General features: G+C 72.7%; 13 protein-coding genes. 10 read left to right on the forward strand and 3 right to left on the reverse strand.

The genetic code is table 11. The features are described from left to right. Positions 1–90 precede the first annotated feature (90 nt). Positions 91–927 (reverse strand): siderophore-interacting protein, encoded by an 837-nt coding sequence (locus ACIBSW_RS09310; RefSeq protein ID WP_354727218.1) that lies wholly within the window; start codon positions 925–927, stop codon positions 91–93. 153 nt (positions 928–1,080) lie between these two features. Here ACIBSW_RS09310 and ACIBSW_RS09315 point away from each other — a divergent pair, with 153 nt between their 5' ends. After that, positions 1,081–2,319, forward strand: a complete 1,239-nt coding sequence (locus ACIBSW_RS09315; RefSeq protein ID WP_354727216.1) for an FAD-dependent oxidoreductase — start codon at positions 1,081–1,083, stop codon at positions 2,317–2,319. Then, complete coding sequence (locus ACIBSW_RS09320) at positions 2,316–2,507, forward strand: hypothetical protein (protein WP_354727214.1); 192 nt, start codon at positions 2,316–2,318, stop codon at positions 2,505–2,507. The genes ACIBSW_RS09315 and ACIBSW_RS09320 overlap by 4 nt, the downstream gene beginning before the upstream one ends. A 6-nt stretch (positions 2,508–2,513) precedes the next feature. Here the strand turns inward: ACIBSW_RS09320 and ACIBSW_RS09325 are convergent, their stop codons facing one another. Next, a complete protein-coding gene (locus ACIBSW_RS09325) occupies positions 2,514–4,847 on the reverse strand; it encodes an FdhF/YdeP family oxidoreductase (RefSeq protein WP_354727212.1) in 2,334 nt (777 codons plus the stop codon). Positions 4,848–5,006: 159 nt separating this feature from the next. Between ACIBSW_RS09325 and ACIBSW_RS09330 the strand changes: the two genes are divergently transcribed. Both ACIBSW_RS09330 and gabT read left to right on the forward strand, forming a co-directional pair. Next, positions 5,007–6,443 carry a gamma-aminobutyraldehyde dehydrogenase gene (locus ACIBSW_RS09330; protein ID WP_354727210.1) on the forward strand — a complete coding sequence of 479 codons (1,437 nt, stop codon included), beginning with the start codon at positions 5,007–5,009 and terminating at the stop codon, positions 6,441–6,443. Between the two features lie 2 nt (positions 6,444–6,445). Further along, positions 6,446–7,729: a 4-aminobutyrate--2-oxoglutarate transaminase gene (gabT, locus tag ACIBSW_RS09335; RefSeq protein WP_354727208.1), complete on the forward strand. Its 1,284-nt coding sequence runs from the start codon at positions 6,446–6,448 to the stop codon at positions 7,727–7,729. On the opposite strand, the gene ACIBSW_RS09340 is transcribed toward gabT, so the two are convergent. Beyond that, positions 7,703–8,908, reverse strand: coding sequence for a saccharopine dehydrogenase C-terminal domain-containing protein (locus ACIBSW_RS09340; protein WP_354727206.1), 1,206 nt, complete (start codon positions 8,906–8,908; stop codon positions 7,703–7,705). The genes gabT and ACIBSW_RS09340 overlap by 27 nt on opposite strands. Before the next feature lie 250 nt (positions 8,909–9,158). Here ACIBSW_RS09340 and ACIBSW_RS09345 point away from each other — a divergent pair, with 250 nt between their 5' ends. The 6 genes from ACIBSW_RS09345 (at position 9,159) to ACIBSW_RS09370 (ending at position 15,615) form a co-directional block, all read left to right on the forward strand. Beyond that, positions 9,159–9,599: an Lrp/AsnC family transcriptional regulator gene (locus ACIBSW_RS09345; protein WP_404799314.1), complete on the forward strand. Its 441-nt coding sequence runs from the start codon at positions 9,159–9,161 to the stop codon at positions 9,597–9,599. Further along, the gene (locus ACIBSW_RS09350; RefSeq protein ID WP_354727202.1) at positions 9,596–10,966 is read left to right on the forward strand and encodes an aspartate aminotransferase family protein; all 1,371 of its coding nucleotides are present in this window, start codon (positions 9,596–9,598) and stop codon (positions 10,964–10,966) included. The genes ACIBSW_RS09345 and ACIBSW_RS09350 overlap by 4 nt, the downstream gene beginning before the upstream one ends. Beyond that, the gene (locus ACIBSW_RS09355) at positions 10,963–12,261 is read left to right on the forward strand and encodes an NAD(P)/FAD-dependent oxidoreductase (protein WP_404799315.1); all 1,299 of its coding nucleotides are present in this window, start codon (positions 10,963–10,965) and stop codon (positions 12,259–12,261) included. The genes ACIBSW_RS09350 and ACIBSW_RS09355 overlap by 4 nt, the downstream gene beginning before the upstream one ends. A gap of 82 nt (positions 12,262–12,343) precedes the next feature. After that, a complete protein-coding gene (locus ACIBSW_RS09360) occupies positions 12,344–12,553 on the forward strand; it encodes a hypothetical protein (protein WP_354730825.1) in 210 nt (69 codons plus the stop codon). 81 nt (positions 12,554–12,634) lie between these two features. After that, a complete protein-coding gene (locus ACIBSW_RS09365; RefSeq protein WP_404799286.1) occupies positions 12,635–14,185 on the forward strand; it encodes a diguanylate cyclase in 1,551 nt (516 codons plus the stop codon). Positions 14,186–14,265: 80 nt separating this feature from the next. Beyond that, positions 14,266–15,615: a BNR repeat-containing protein gene (locus tag ACIBSW_RS09370; protein WP_354729641.1), complete on the forward strand. Its 1,350-nt coding sequence runs from the start codon at positions 14,266–14,268 to the stop codon at positions 15,613–15,615. Positions 15,616–15,649 lie beyond the last annotated feature (34 nt).

The following is a 15,649-nucleotide window of genomic DNA, read 5'->3' on the forward strand; positions in this document are numbered from 1 at the left end:
GCGTGCGGCGGTGCTCCTGCGGCGTGAACGCGCTCATGGTGAACGAGCAGGTCGCGCCGGCACCGAGGTCATCGTCGCGCAGGCGCCGGCCTAGGCCGGCGCGGCCTCCTGCTCGCGCTCGATCTGCTGGTTCCACTCGCGCTTGGTGGACTGCCAGCCGTCCTCGTTCAGGCCGCGGCGCCAGTACCCGGAGATCGACAGCTGGGACATCGGCAGGCCGAGCTCGACCCGCAGCAGGGCGCGCAGGTCCTTCACGAACGTCGCCTCGCCGTGCACGAACGCGTGCACCCGCCCCTCCGGGAAGTCCAGCCCGCGCACCGCCGGCACCAGCAGCTCGCCGTGCGGCCGGTCGCCGCGGTGCAGCCAGGTGATCTCGGCGTCCGCGGCCGTCTCCAGCTTCTGCTCCTCCGCCGGGTCCTCGACCTCGATGAACGCCCGGACCCGGGTCCCGGCCGGCATGGCCTCCAGCGCGACGGCGATCGCCGGCAGCGCGCTCTCGTCGCCGGCCAGCAGGTGCCAGGCGGCGTCCGGGTCGGGCGCGTAGCCGCCGCCCGGGCCCATGAAGCGGACCGGGTCGCCGGGCCGCGCGCGGGCCGCCCACGGGCCGGCGATGCCGGCGTCGCCGTGCACCACGAAGTCGATCCACAGCTCCGGCACCTCGGGCAGCCAGCGGCGGACCGTGTACGTCCGCACCACCGGGTGCTGCTCGCGCGGCATCGTCTCGCGGATCACGGCCGGGTCGAACGGCTCCGGGTAGGTGACGCCCGGCGGCGGGAACAGCAGCTTGACGTAGTGGTCGGTGAACTCGCCGGCGCTCATCCCGGCCAGGCCGGTCCCGCCGACCACGACGCGGACCATGTGCGGCGTGAGCTGCTCGACCCGGGTGACCTCCCCGAACCTCGCCGCCCGGACTGGCCTGTTCGCCATAGAACACTTCCCCTACTGGTGTCGGTCCGGGTAAGGCTACCCTTACGACACCACCCGCGCCGGGCGCCCCGTGCGGCATCATCCGGGCACATCGGGTGCGACCCCCGACGGGATCGCCGGAGTCGTGGCATGGTGTCCGGATAGGAGGGTGCCATGACCGTCGACCGCACGTTCGTCATCGCCGGCGCCGGGCTCGCCGGCGCGAAGGCCGCCGAGACCCTGCGCGCCGAGGGCTGCACCGGCCGGATCCTGCTGATCGGCACCGAGGACGAGCGGCCGTACGAACGGCCGCCGCTGTCCAAGGGGCTGCTGCTCGGCACGGCCGAGCGCGCCGACGCCTACGTACACGACGCCGCCTGGTACGGCGAGCACGACGTCGAGCTGCGCACCGGCACCACCGTGGGCGCCATCGACCCCGAGAAGCGCCGGGTGCGCCTCTCCGACGGCGACGAGCTCACCTACGACCGGCTGCTGCTCTCCACCGGCGCCTCGCCCCGGCCCCTCGCGGTGCCCGGCGTCGGGCTGGGCGGCGTGCTCACCCTGCGTACGCTCGCCGACTCGGACCGGATCTCCGCCGCCGTGCGCGGGGGCACCCGGCTGGTCATCGTGGGATCCGGCTGGATCGGCCTCGAGGTGGCCGCGGCCGCCCGCGGCCGCGGCGCCGAGGTGACCGTGGTGACGCCCGACGCGCTGCCGCTGCGCAACGTCCTCGGCGACCGCATGGCGCAGGTGTTCCTGCGGCTGCACCGCGACCAGGGCGTCGACTTCCGCCTCGGCACGCAGGTCGGCGAGCTGCGCGGCGACGCCGACGTGTCGCAGGTCGTGCTCACCGACGGCACCGTCATCCCCGCCGACGCCGTGCTGGTGGCGATCGGCGTCACCCCGAACACGGGCCTCGCCGACCAGGCCCGGCTCCCGGTCGACAACGGCGTGCTCGTCGACGCCCGGCTGCGCACCGCCGACCCGGACATCTTCGCCGCCGGCGACGTCGCCAACATCGACCATCCGCTGCTCGGCGCGCGGATCCGGGTCGAGCACTGGGCGACGGCGCTGAACACCGGCCCGGTGGCGGCCCGCGCGATGCTCGGCCAGGACGTCCGGTGGGACCACCTGCCGTACTTCTTCACCGACCAGTACGACCTGGGCATGGAGTACGCCGGCTGGGTGCCGCCCGGCGCCGCCGCCGAGGTGGTGGTCCGCGGCGACGAGCGGGGCGGGGAGTTCATCGCGTTCTGGACCGTCGACGGCCGGGTCGCGGCCGGCATGAACGTTAATGTGTGGGATGTGACCGACCAGATACAGGACCTGGTCCGGGCGGGCCTGCGCGGCGAGCGGGTCGACCCGGCCCGGCTGGCCGACCCGGACGTGCCGCTGACGGAGGTGGGGAATTGAGCGAGGCGCTTACCCGGCTGCTGCGGTGGGAGGAGTCCGGCGGGAACTGGCGGGTCCTCGTGCGCACCCCGGACGCGGTCGAACTGGCCCTGCTCACCTGCGACGCGGGCGAGGAGGTCGACCGGCTGCTCACGGCCGACCCGGCCGTCCTCGAGCATCTCGGCGACCGCACCAGCTCCGGGCAGTAGGGCCGGCTACGGCGCGGACGCTGTGACCTCGACGATCAGGTGCTTGGTCAGCGGCTGGTCGCTCTGCGGGCTGTTGTCGGTTAGCGCGCACAGCACGTTCAGCTCCGGCATGTAGCCGGTGACGCAGCCCCGCGGGGTGTCGTAGCCGACCGCCCGGTAGCCCCAGACCGTCCGGGTGCTGCCGTCGCGGGCGTGGCTGGTGATGTCGATCAGGTCGAACTCGCCCAGCCCGCGCTCGGCCATGTCCTCGCGGTTCATGAAGAGCAGGGTGCGCAGGTTCTTGACGCCCCGGTAGCGGTCGTTGTCGGAGTAGATCGTGGTGTTCCACTGGTCGTGCGAGCGGACCGTCGACAGCATCAGCCGCCCCGCCGGCGGCACCACGTCCGGCATCGGCGCCGGGTTGAACTCCGCCTTGCCCGAGGCGGTCAGCCAGACCCGCTCGCGGGCGGGCTGGGCCAGCCGGAAGCCGAGCGGCTCGCGGGCCCGGCGGTTGAAGTCCTCGAAGCCGGTCAGGGCCCGGGACATCACGTCGCGGATCCGGTCGTAGTCCTCGGCGTACAGCTCCCACGGCGTCGCGGAGTCCGGGAGCGTGGCCCGGGCCATGCCGCACAGGATCGCGCACTCCGAGCGCAGGTGCGGCGACGCGGGCTTGCGCTTGCCGTACGACAGGTGCACGTAGCTCATCGAGTCCTCGACCGTGATCCCCTGCTCGCCGGTCGCCCGCACGTCCTTCTCCGTGCGGCCCAGGCAGGGCAGGATCAGCGCGCGGCGCCCGTGCACCAGGTGGCTGCGGTTGAGCTTGGTGCTCACCTGCACGGTCAGGTCGGTGTTGCGCAGGGCCGCGAACGTGGCCGCGGTGTCCGGCGCCGCCAGGGCGAAGTTGCCGCCGAGGCTGACGAAGACCTTCACCCGGCCGGCCGCCATCGCCTCGATGGTGGCGACCGTGCCGAGCCCGTGCTCGCGCGGCGAGACGATGCCGGTCGCCGCGTCGTGCTTGGCCAGCCACTCCTCGGTCGGGTGGTGGTTGACGCCGCACGTCCGGTTGCCCTGCACGTTGCTGTGCCCGCGGATCGGCGACGGCCCGGCGCCGCGGCGGCCGATGTTGCCGCGCAGCAGGAGCAGGTTGATGATCTCGCGCATCGTGTCGACGCTGTGCTCCTGCTGGGTCAGGCCCAGGCACCAGGCGATGATCGTGCGCCGCGACGCGATGTACCTGCCGGCCAGGTCCCGGATGACCTCCTCGGCGACCCCGGACTGGTGCACGATGTCGTCCCAGCCGGTGTCGTCGACCAGCTTGCGGTACGCCTCGTAGGAGTCGGTGTGCGCCTCGATGAACTCCTGGTCGACGGCGTCCTGCTCGAGCACCACCTTGGCCAGGCCGCGCAGCAGGGCCAAGTCACCGCCGATGCGTGGCTGGACGTTCATGGTGCCGGTCTTGGTGGAACGCATGGTGGCCATCGAGGTGAAGTCGTGCGGCACGATGGTGCGCTTGCTCGCCGCCTCGATCAGCGGGTTGACGTGCACGATCTCGGCGCCGCGCCGGGCCGCCGCGGCCAGCGAGGTGAGCATCCGGGGCGCGTTCGAGGCGGCGTTGACCGCCATCAGGATCAGCAGGTCCGTCGACTCCCAGTCGTCGAGGTCGCAGGTGCCCTTGCCGGTGCCGATCGCCGCGTTCAGCGCCCGGCCGCTCGCCTCGTGGCACATGTTGGAGCAGTCGGGCATGTTGTTGGTGCCGAACTCGCGCACCATGAGCTGGTAGAGGAACGTCGCCTCGTTGCTGAGCCGCCCGGAGGTGTAGAACGCCGCCTCGTCCGGGCCGGCCAGGCCGCGCAGGGCGTCGCCGACCAGGGCGTACGCGTCGTCCCAGGAGATCGGCAGGTACCGGTCGGTCGCCGGGTCGTAGCTCAGCGGCTCGGTGAGCCGGCCCTGGTTCTCCAGGTCGAAGTCGTTCCAGCCGTTGAGCTCCGCGACCGTGTGCTCGGCGAAGAACGCGGCGTCGACCTTCTTGCGGGTCATCTCCCACGTGACGTGCTTGATGCCGTTCTCGCAGACGTCCAGGTGCAGGCCCTTGCGGTCGTCCGGCCAGGCGCAGCCGGGGCAGTCGAAGCCGTCCTTGCCCGGGGCGAGCTTGAGCTGGTTCATCTTGAGGATCGCGTGCGGGGCGGCGAGCGGCTCCCGGGCGGCGGCGATGATCCGGCCGACGCTGCGGGTGGCGCCCCAGCCGGCCGACGGGTGGTCGTCGTCGCGCCGGGAGAAGTCGCCGCCGCGGCCGGGCCCCCGCCCGGTCGCCGGCGTGCCCGGCGAACCCTGCCCCAGCCGGTCTCCAGGGATCTCCGTCATGACTGCTCCTTTCGCCCGGCGCGCGCTACTGTCACCCACGCTTGCACGCCGGTCGCAAGATAGCCAACCGCGACGGAAACAGTGGTCTTAGGGTCTTGTCTGCTGCGGATCCGGTGGAAAGATGTCTCCGCGAGGCGTGATATCACTGCGGGAGGCCGGATGACCACCAAGAGCGTGCTGACCAACTTCATCGGCGGGGCCGCGGTCGAGCCGGTCGAGGGGCGCTACGAGGACCTGATCGACCCGTCGACCGGCGAGGTGTTCGCCGCCGCGCCCGTCTCCGGGCAGGCCGACGTGGACAACGCGATGGCGGCGGCCGCGGCCGCGTTCGAGAAGTGGCGGGACACCACGCCCGCCGAGCGCCAGCGCGCCCTGCTGCGCTTCGCCGACGCGCTGGAGAGCCGCACCGACGAGCTGGTCGCCGCCGAGTCGCGCAACACCGGCAAGCCGCTCGGCCTGACCGCCAGCGAGGAGCTGCCGCCGGCGATCGACCAGATCCGGTTCTTCGCGGGCGCGGCGCGGCTGCTCGAGGGCCGCTCCGCCGGCGAGTACCTGTCCGGCTACACCAGCTACGTGCGGCGCGAGCCGGTCGGCGTGTGCGCGCAGGTCACGCCCTGGAACTATCCGCTGATGATGGCGGTGTGGAAGCTGGCGCCCGCGATCGCGGCCGGCAACTCGGTGGTGCTCAAGCCGTCCGACACCACGCCGGTCACCACGCTGATGCTGGCCGAGATCGCCGCCGAGTTCCTGCCGCCGGGCGTGCTCAACGTCGTGGCCGGCGACCGCGACACCGGCCGGGCGCTGGTGTCGCACCGGACCCCGGCGATGGTGTCGATCACCGGGTCGGTCCGGGCCGGCCGGGAGGTCGCCTCGGCGGCCGCCGCCGACCTCAAGCGCACCCACCTCGAGCTGGGCGGCAAGGCCCCGGTGGTGATCTTCGACGACGCCGACGTCGAGGCGGCCGCCGCGGCCATCGCCGAGGCCGGCTACTTCAACGCCGGCCAGGACTGCACCGCCGCCACCCGGGTGCTGGCCGCGCCGGGCGTGTACACCGACTTCGTCGCGGCGCTGAGCGAGCAGGCCCGCGGCACCCGGACCGGCCCGCCCAGCGACGCGGACGTGCTCTACGGCCCGCTCAACAACGCCCGGCAGCTGGACCGGGTCGGCGGCTTCATCGACCGGCTGCCCGGGCACGCCAGCCTCGACGCGGGCGGCGCCCGGGTCGGCGAGCGGGGCTACTTCTACTCGCCGACCGTGGTGTCCGGGCTGCGGCAGGACGACGAGATCATCCAGGACGAGGTGTTCGGCCCGGTCATCACCGTCCAGCGCTTCACCGACGAGGACGAGGCGGTGCGCTGGGCCAACGGCGTCGAGTACGGCCTGGCCTCCTCGGTCTGGACCACCGACCACGGCCGGGCGATGCGGATGACCCGGCGGCTCGACTTCGGCTGCGTCTGGGTCAACTGCCACATACCCTTGGTGGCGGAGATGCCGCACGGCGGGTTCAAGCACTCCGGGCACGGCAAGGACCTCTCCGTGTACGGCCTGGAGGACTACACCCGCATCAAGCACGTCATGCACAGTCTCGAGGGCTGAGGATGAACTCCGGGGAGCTGCACAAGCGCCGCGGCGCCGCCGTCGCGCGCGGGGTCACCTCGGTGATCCCGTCCTACGTCGACCACGCGTCCGGCGGCAGCCTGCACGACGTCGACGGCCGGGAGTGGATCGACTTCGGCTCCGGCATCGCGGTGACCAGCGTCGGCAACTCGGCGCCCCGGGTCGTCGCCGCCGTGCGCGAGCAGGTCGAGCGGTTCACCCACACCTGCTTCATGGTCGCGCCCTACGAGTCGTACGTCGCGGTCTGCGAGCAGCTCGCCGAGCTGACGCCGGGCGCCTTCGACAAGCGTGCCGCGCTGTTCAACTCCGGCGCCGAGGCGGTGGAGAACGCGGTCAAGATCGCCCGGCACGCGACCGGGCGGCAGGCCGTGGTGGTGTTCGACCACGCGTACCACGGGCGGACCAACCTGACGATGGCGCTGACCGCCAAGTCGATGCCGTACAAGCACCGGTTCGGCCCGTTCGCGCCGGAGGTGTACCGGGCGCCGATGTCGTACCCGCTGCGCGACGGCGGCCTCGCAGGCTCGCAGGCGGCGGCGCGGGCGATCGACGTGATCGAGAAGCAGGTCGGCGCCGCCAACGTGGCGGCGGTGCTGATCGAGCCGATCCAGGGCGAGGGCGGCTTCGTGGTGCCGGCGCCCGGCTTCCTGCCGGCGCTGGCGGCCTGGTCCTCCTCGGCCGGCGCGGTGTTCATCGCCGACGAGATCCAGACCGGCTTCTGCCGCACCGGCTCGTGGTTCGCCTGCGAGCACGAGGGCGTCGAGCCCGACCTGGTGACGACGGCGAAGGGCATGGCCGGCGGGCTGCCGCTGGCGGGGGTGGTCGGCCGCGCCGAGCTGATGGACGCGGTGCACCCCGGCGGGCTGGGCGGCACGTACGGCGGCAATCCGATCGCCTGCGCGGCGGCGCTCGCGGCCATCGAGACGATGCGCGAGCTCGACCTGAACGCGGCGGCGGCGCGGATCGAGACGTGGTTCCGGCCGCGCCTGGACGCCCTCGCGGCGGCCGACGCGGGCATCGGCGAGGTGCGCGGCCGCGGCGCGATGCTGGCGATCGAGCTGGTCCGGCCCGGTTCGACCGAGCCGGACCCGGCACGCACCGCGGCGGTGGCCCGGGCCTGCCACGACGCCGGGCTGCTGGCGCTGACCTGCGGCACCTACGGCAACGTGCTGCGCTTCCTGCCCCCGCTGGTGATCTCCGAGGAGCAAGTCACCCGGGGCCTGGACATCCTCGCCGGGTCACTGCTTTCGCAGCTGCCAGGGTGAGCCGTACTCGACGAGCTTGTCGAGGAAGGGCACGGCGTCGAAGGCCTCCGGGCCCAGGACGCCGGCGCCCCGCCACACCCCGGCGGCGAGCAGCTCCAGGGCGATCACCGGGTTGACGGCCGTCTGCCAGACGACGGCCTGCGACCCGTACTCCCGCATGGACCATTCGTTGTCGACGACGTGGTAGAGGTACACCGTCAGCGGATCGCCGTCGGTGTCCGCGCCGGTGACCAGCGTGCCCGCGCAGGTGCTGCCGGTCATCCGGTGCCCGAGCGCCGCCGGGTCGGGCAGGCAGGCCGCCACCACGTCACGCGGCGACACCGACACCCCGCCGACCCGGACCGGCGCCGTGCGGTCCAGCCCCAGCTTGCGCAGGGTCTTCAGCACGTCGATGAACTCCTTGCCCAGGCCGTACTTGAAGGTGACCCGCCGCGCGGGCACCCAGCGCGGGATGAGCAGCACCTCCTCGTGCTCGACGTGCACGCACTCGACCTCGCCGATGCCGCCGGGGAAGTCGAAGACCTCCGGCTCGCTCAGCGGCTCGGTGGTGAACCAGCCGCGGTCCGCCTCCCAGATCACCGGCGGGTTGAGGCACTCCTCGATCGTGGTCCACACCGAGAACGAGGGCGCGAAGTCGTAGCCGGCGACGACCAGGTTGCCGCCGTCGCGGATGCCGATCTCGTCGATCCGGGAGAAGAGGTGGTCGGCGGCGTACCGCGCGAAGACATCCGACAGGCCCGGCTCGACGCCCATGCCGACCAGGGCGAGCCGGCCCGCGTCCAGCCAGCGGCCGGCCGCGGCGAACTGCTCGTCGCCCAGCTTGACGCCCGTGTCGGTGTACGGCCGCTCGGCGTGCGGGCGCGACAGCGACATGGCCATGTCGAGGTAGTCGGCGCCGGCCTCGTACGCGCCGTCGAAGATCGGCATGACGAAGCGCGGGTCGACGGCGTTGAGCACGTGGGTGATGCCGTGCTCGCGGCAGAGGGCGGCGACGGCCGCCGCCGACGAGGCATCGAGCTGGGCGGCGACGAAGCCCCGCGCCCGGTGGCCGGCGACGGCCGCCCGCGCGCGGGAGAGGTCGTAGTCGGCGACCACGAAGTGCTCGTAGAAGTCGCGGCGCGCGGCGATGCCGACGGCGGCGGCGCCCACGCCGCCGGCGCCCACGAGCAGTACACGCATGACAACGCTCCTCCGCGTAACAAGCACCGAAAACGTGTTACGAGCACGTTAGCGCGACGGAAACGCTTGTCAATGGGCCAAAAATCTGCGATAAACGCAGTTGTGAGACCTGCACGCGACCCGCCGAAGCACCGGCACCACGCTCGGGGAGCCAGCGCGACGGAATCACGGGACTGACCGGAACTCGCCAACGGATTCCGTTGCGATTCACCCCGGCTCAGGCCAGAATCGCTGCGTGACGGACCTGGCCCTGGACGATGTCAACAAGCAGATCATCGAGCACCTGCAGCGCGACGGACGGATGTCCTACGCCGGGCTCGCCAAGATCATCGGGTTGTCGGAGGCCGCCGTCCGGCAGCGCGTACAGCGCCTGCTCGACGGAGGCATGATGCAGATCGTCGCGGTCACCGACCCGCTGATGCTGGGCTTCGCCCGGCAGGCGATGGTCGGCGTCAAGGTGACCGGCGACCTGCGCCCGGTGGCCGAGGCCCTCGCCCAGATACCCGAGGTCGACTACGTCGTCTACTGCGCCGGCGGCTACGACCTGCTCGTCGAGCTCGTCTGCACCGACGACGAGCATCTGCTGACGCTGCTCAACGACTCCATCCGTGCGGTGCCGGGCGTCACCGGCACCGAGACTTACATGTACCTGAAGCTCGCCAAGCAGACCTACGCGTGGGGGACCCGATGACCGAAGAACTCTCCGCCGCCGCCCGGGACCATCTGTGGATGCACTTCACCCGGATGTCCTCGTACACCGGCGCCGGCGCCGGCGAGGTGCCGGTCATCGTGCGCGGTTCCGGGCCGTACATCTGGGACCAGCAGGGCCGCCGCTACCTGGACGGGCTCTCCGGCCTGTTCGTGGTGCAGGCCGGGCACGGCCGCAGCGAGCTGGCCGAGGCGGCGTCCAAGCAGGCCTCCGAGCTCGCCTACTTCCCGCTCTGGTCCTACGCGCACCCGACCGCGGTCGAGCTGGCCGAGCGGCTCGCCGGGCTGGCGCCCGGCGACCTGAACCGGGTCTTCTTCACCACCGGCGGCTCCGAGGCCGTCGAGAGCGCGTGGAAGCTGGCCCGCAGCTACTTCAAGCTGACCGGCAAGCCGATGAAGACCAAGGCGATCTCGCGGACCATCGCGTACCACGGCACCACCATGGGCGCGCTGTCGCTGACCGGCCTGCCGCTGATCAAGCAGGAGTTCGAGCCGCTGGTGCCGGGCGCGCTGAAGGTGCCGAACACCAACTACTACCGGCGCCCCGACGAGTCGATGAGCGAGGAGCAGTTCGGCATCTGGGCCGCGGACCGCATCGCCGAGGCCATCGAGTTCGAGGGCCCGGACACGGTGGCCTGCGTGTTCCTGGAGCCGGTGCAGAACGCCGGCGGCTGCTTCCCGCCGCCGCCCGGCTACTTCCAGCGGGTCCGCGAGATCTGCGACCGCTACGACGTGCTGCTCGTCTCCGACGAGGTGATCTGCGCGTTCGGCCGGCTCGGCGAGTACTTCGGCTCCGCCCGCTACGGCTACACCCCCGACATCATCACCTGCGCCAAGGGCCTGACCTCCGGGTACGTCCCGCTGGGCGCGATGATCGCGTCCGAGCGCCTGATCGAGCCGTTCCTGAGCGGTGCGAACTCGTTCTCGCACGGCATCACGTTCGGCGGGCACCCGGTGGCGTCCGCGGTCGCCCTGGCCAACCTCGACATCTTCGAGCGCGAGGACCTCAACGGCCACGTCCGGGCGAACTCGGCGCTGTTCCGGTCCTACCTGGATCGGCTGACCGACCTGCCGATCGTCGGCGACGTCCGCGGCGACGGCTACTTCTTCGGCATCGAGCTGGTCAAGGACAAGGCCACCAAGGCCACGTTCGACGCCGCCGAGTCCGAGCGGCTGCTGCGCGGCTTCCTGTCCCGCGCGCTGTTCGAGAGCGGGCTGTACTGCCGCGCCGACGACCGCGGCGACCCGGTCATCCAGCTCGCTCCCCCGCTGATCTGCGAGGAGCGGCACTTCGCCGAGATCGAGCAGGCGCTGCGCTCGGTGCTCACCGAGGCCTGGACCCACCTCTGAGCGCGTCGTACTGGCTGGCCGCCGCGCACGAGCCGGCGGCCGCCCGGGCGCCGCTGCCCGGCGATCGCGACGTCGACGTCGCGATCGTCGGCGGCGGGTACACCGGGCTGTGGACCGCGTACTACCTGGCGCGGGCGGACCCCGGCCTGCGGATCGCGGTGTTGGAGGCCGAGTACGCCGGCTTCGGCGCGTCGGGCCGCAACGGCGGCTGGTGCTCCGGGCTGTTCCCGGTGCCGGTGCGCGCGCTGGCCCGCCGGCACGGCCGCGACGCGGCAGTCGCCATGCACCGCGCGCTGGCCGCGAGCGTGGACGAGGTGGGCCGGGCCGCCGCGGCGGAGGGCATCGACTGCTCCTTCGCCAAGGGCGGGACGGTGGCGCTCGCCCGCTCGGCCGCCCAGCTGCGCCGGGCCGAGGCCGAGGCGCGCGAGGCCGAGGAGTACGGCCTGGACCTGCGGCTGCTGGACGCCGCGGCGGCGGCGCGGATCTGCGGCGCGTCCGGCGTCCGCGGCGCCACGTTCAGCCCGGACTGCGCCTCGCTGCAGCCCGCCACCCTGGTCCGCGGCCTGGCCGCGACGGTCGAGCGTGCTGGCGTCGCGATCTACGAGGGCACCCGGGCGCTGCGGCTCTCCCGCGGGTCGGTGGCCACCGACCACGGCACGGTACGCGCGGACGTCGTGGTCCGCGCCCTGGAGGGCTACACCGCGGGGCTGGCCGGGCACGCCCGGGAGCTGGCGCCGGTGTACTCGCTGATGATCGCCACCGAGCCGCTGCCGCCGTCGGCGTGGGAGCGGATCGGGCTGGCCCGGCGGGAGACGTTCACCGACCACCGGCACATGATCGTCTACGGCCAGCGCACCGCGGACGACCGGCTCGCGTTCGGCGGCCGGGGCGCGCCGTACCACTTCGGATCGCGGGTGCGCCCGGCCTACGACCGGGAGCCGGCGGTCTTCGACGCGCTGCGCCGGTCCCTGGCCGACCTGTTCGGCGTCGACGTGCCGGTCGCGTACCGGTGGGGCGGGCCGCTCGGCATCCCCCGGGACTGGATGCCCTCGGCAGGGCTGCGCGACGGCCTGGCCTGGGCCGGCGGCTACGTCGGCGACGGCGTCGCGGCGGCCAACCTGGCCGGCCGGACGCTCGCCGACCTGATCACCGGCACCGACAGCGAGCTGACCGGGCTGCCCTGGGTCGGCCACCGGTCCCCGCGCTGGGAACCGGAGCCGCTGCGCTGGCTCGGCATCAACTCGGCCCGGCACGCGACCGCCCTGCTCGACCGGCTGGAACGCGCCCGTCTTTAGGAATTCGCCGAATAAAGGTGCAGATGGCGATCGGCCGGCCGATGGAAGGGCCGAGAAGTAGATCATCTGACGGGAGTACGGCATGGCGGTAGAAGGCATCGGCCCGGCGAACTCGACCGGTTCCGCCCCGCGCATCGAGTTCCAGCGGTTCCAGCACAAGATCGCCACGGACCTCGCCGAGAAGGCTGCCGAGAAGGTAGCCGCCGCGGACAAGGAGGCGATCGTCAAGACCGACCTGAAGGTGCTGGCGGAGCGGCAGGAGAAGAGCGCCACCCTGGACGTGTTCGCCTGACGGACGGTCACACCCCGCGCGGCGCGCCGCGCGGGGCCGGGCCGGGCCGGAAGGTTCCGGATCGGGCGGCAGCGACCGATAATGAACGCTGTGAGTGAGGCCTCGATCGCCGCGCGCGACCTGGACGCGGAACTGACCGCGCTGGAGGACCGCTTCGGGGCGGACATCGAGACCGTGCTGGCCCGCTCGGAGCAGATCGAGCTGGCCGCCGGCGCGCTCGCGGACGAGGCGGTGCAGGTCCGCGCCCGGCTGCTGCAGGCCAACATGCACCGGCGCGCCGGCGACGTGGCCCGGGCCGCCCGGATGTGCTGGGAGGCCAACAGCTGGGCCGACGAGCGCGCGCACCGGCCGCTGCTGGCCCGCAGCCACCAGATGCTGTCGGCGGTCTACGACAACCTCGGCGACACCGCGACCGGGCTCGAGCACGCGCTGCGCGCCGTCGAGTTCCTCGACGACGACACCCCGCCGCGGCTGCGCGCCGTGATGCTGGTGAAGCTGGCCGACGACCTGGCCATGGCCGGGTCACCGGACGCCGCCCGCGAGCGGTACCGGCAGGCCGAGGAGATCGCGCTCGGTCTGGCGGACATCGCCATGCTGGTGACGGTGCTCAACAACCTCGCGTACGCGGAGTACCTCGCCGGCGACTTCGAGCGGGCCTGGGCCGCGATGGCGCGGCTGCGCGAGACCACCGACCGGGCCGGGCAGCGGCTCACCCCGGACGCCATGGACACCCTCGCGCGCATCGAGATCGCCCTGGGCCGGCACGCCGACGCGGCCCGGACCGCGGCCGCGAACGTGGCGGAGCACGCGGCCGGCGGCGGGGACGACAACGACTCGATGGCCGAGTTCCTGCTCACCCTCGCGGTGGCGCAGCGCCACCTGGGCGAGACCGCGGCGGCGCAGGACAGCCTCGACGAGTGCGCCGCCCTGTGCCGGGAGCGCGACCTCGCCGGCATCGGCGTGCGGGTGCTGCAGGAGCAGGCGGAGCTGCACGGCGCGCGCGGCGAGTTCGCCCGCGCCTTCGCCACGCACAAGGAGTACCACGCGGCCGAGCAGCGCCTGGTGTCGCGGGAGCGGGCGGCGCAGGCCCGCACCCGGCACGCGATGTTCGAGACCGCGGAGGCCCGGCGCGAGGCCGAGCGGTTCCGCGAGCAGGCCCGGCGGGACCCGCTGACCGGCCTGCACAACCGCCGCTACGTCGACGAGCAGCTGCCGGCGCTGCTGTCCCGGACGCCGGCGGTCGTGGCGATCGCCGACCTGGACCACTTCAAGCGGATCAACGACCAGTGCTCACACCAGATCGGCGACCGGGTGCTGGTCGCGGTCGCCGAGCTGCTGCACGCGGCCACCGCGGCGCCGGGCTTCGCGGCCCGGCTCGGCGGCGAGGAGTTCCTGATCGTGCTCGCCGGCCCGGACGACGCCGACCTGGCCACCCGGCTCGAGGAGCTGCGGCGCGCGGTGGCCGAGCACGACTGGGCACCGCTGACCGGCGACCTTCCGGTGACGGTCAGCCTGGGTGTGGCGAGCGCCGCGCTGGGCAGCGATCCGTCGCCGGTGCTGGCCCGGGCCGACCGCGCCCTGTACGCCGCCAAGCACGGCGGCCGCAACCGGGTCAGCCTCGCATCGCATTGATGCACTTGACTGTCTTCGATCCGGCGGCTTAACGTCTCGGAAACCTTCCGCGCACCGTCGAAGCCATTCGAGGTCGATCGATGAAACGTTTCATGCTCGCCGCGGTCCTGCTGCTCGCCACCCTCCTGGCGGGCGCGCCCGCGCTGGCGGCGGCGCCGTCCGTGACACAGACCTCGGTCACCGTGCTCACCACGACGGGCCGGACCGCGCTGACCTACACCGGCTACATGAACGGCGAGTCCTTCCAGCAGGACGGCATCACCACGGTCGCCGGCTGGCAGTACACGGCGTTCTGGGACCAGAGCGGCTACGTCAACCTGTCCCGGCGCAAGCTGCCCGCCGGCGCCTGGCAGAACCTGCGGCTCACCGACTACGCGACCACCTCGACCGACTCGCACAACACCATCAGCATCGGCGTCTCCCGCCAGGACGGCACGCTGCACCTCGCCTTCGACATGCACTCCTCGGCGCTGCGCTACCGCAGGTCGGTCGCCGGGCTGACCACCTCGCCGGACACCGCGGCCTGGCAGGCGAGCAGCTTCGGCGCGGTGCGGACGACCCTGACCGGGGCGGCCATGCCGGCGCTGACCTACCCGCAGTTCCTCACCACCCCGGCCGGCAAGCTGCAGCTCGCCCTGCGGACCGGCACCAGCGGCGCCGGCGACGAGGTGCTCTACGAGTACGCGTCCGGGGCGTGGATCCTGGTCGGCGAGTTCATCGACGGCACGACGGCCGACAACAACGCCTACCTGTTCGGCCTCGAGTACGACTCGACGGGCCTGCTGCACGCCACCTGGACGGTCCGCGAGACCTCGAACGCGAGCACCAATCACGACCTGTTCTACGCGTACAGCCGGGACGACGGGCGCAGCTGGCGCAACAACGCCGGGTCGGTCGTCGCGACGACCGGCAGCACGCCGCTGATCTCCGACTCGGCCGGGCTGCGGGTCTGGTCGATCGGCCAGAACCGCGGCCTGATCAACCAGGAGTCCCAGGTCGTCGACAAGGCCGGCATCGTGCACGTGCTGGCGTCGCACCTGCCCGCGGCGGCGCCCTCCAATTCGGACTTCACCGCCGCCCGGGAGAGCGCCGTGCTGGTGCACTACTGGCGGGACAAGGCGTCGAAGGTCTGGCACCAGACCTACACGCCGTTCCTGGAGCGGTCCAGCCGCGGTGACATCGGCGTCGACTCCGGCGACAACCTCTACGTCGCCAGCGGGGACTCCTCGACCCGCAAGCTGCACATCGAGACCGCGTCGAAGGCCTCCGGCTGGTCGGACTGGACGCTGCGGTACACCTCGGCGGCGATCTACTACTCCGACCCGCTGATCGACCACGAGCGGCTGCGCACCCTCGGCGTGCTGAGCATCTTCGCCCCGCGCTACGGCGGCAGCCAGATCGACGTGCAGGACTGGACGGTCCGACCCTGACGACATCTTGACGAGAGTCGATGTATTGCGCTGA

It is taken from the genome of Actinoplanes sp. NPDC049668, from assembly GCF_044465445.1.
Lineage (GTDB): Bacteria > Actinomycetota > Actinomycetes > Mycobacteriales > Micromonosporaceae > Actinoplanes.

What these genes read in the sequence shown, in the direction of transcription:
- ACIBSW_RS09350 (WP_354727202.1), top strand. Translation starts at nt 9,596, where the DNA reads ATGACCGAAGAACTCTCCGCCGCCGCCCGGGACCATCTGTGGATGCAC.
- ACIBSW_RS09330 (WP_354727210.1), top strand. Translation starts at nt 5,007, where the DNA reads ATGACCACCAAGAGCGTGCTGACCAACTTCATCGGCGGGGCCGCGGTC.
- ACIBSW_RS09360 (WP_354730825.1), top strand. Translation starts at nt 12,344, where the DNA reads ATGGCGGTAGAAGGCATCGGCCCGGCGAACTCGACCGGTTCCGCCCCG.
- gabT (WP_354727208.1), top strand. Translation starts at nt 6,446, where the DNA reads ATGAACTCCGGGGAGCTGCACAAGCGCCGCGGCGCCGCCGTCGCGCGC.
- ACIBSW_RS09310 (WP_354727218.1), bottom strand. Translation starts at nt 927, where the DNA reads ATGGCGAACAGGCCAGTCCGGGCGGCGAGGTTCGGGGAGGTCACCCGG.
- ACIBSW_RS09325 (WP_354727212.1), bottom strand. Translation starts at nt 4,847, where the DNA reads ATGACGGAGATCCCTGGAGACCGGCTGGGGCAGGGTTCGCCGGGCACG.
- ACIBSW_RS09315 (WP_354727216.1), top strand. Translation starts at nt 1,081, where the DNA reads ATGACCGTCGACCGCACGTTCGTCATCGCCGGCGCCGGGCTCGCCGGC.
- ACIBSW_RS09340 (WP_354727206.1), bottom strand. Translation starts at nt 8,908, where the DNA reads ATGCGTGTACTGCTCGTGGGCGCCGGCGGCGTGGGCGCCGCCGCCGTC.
- ACIBSW_RS09370 (WP_354729641.1), top strand. Translation starts at nt 14,266, where the DNA reads ATGAAACGTTTCATGCTCGCCGCGGTCCTGCTGCTCGCCACCCTCCTG.
- ACIBSW_RS09365 (WP_404799286.1), top strand. Translation starts at nt 12,635, where the DNA reads ATGAACGCTGTGAGTGAGGCCTCGATCGCCGCGCGCGACCTGGACGCG.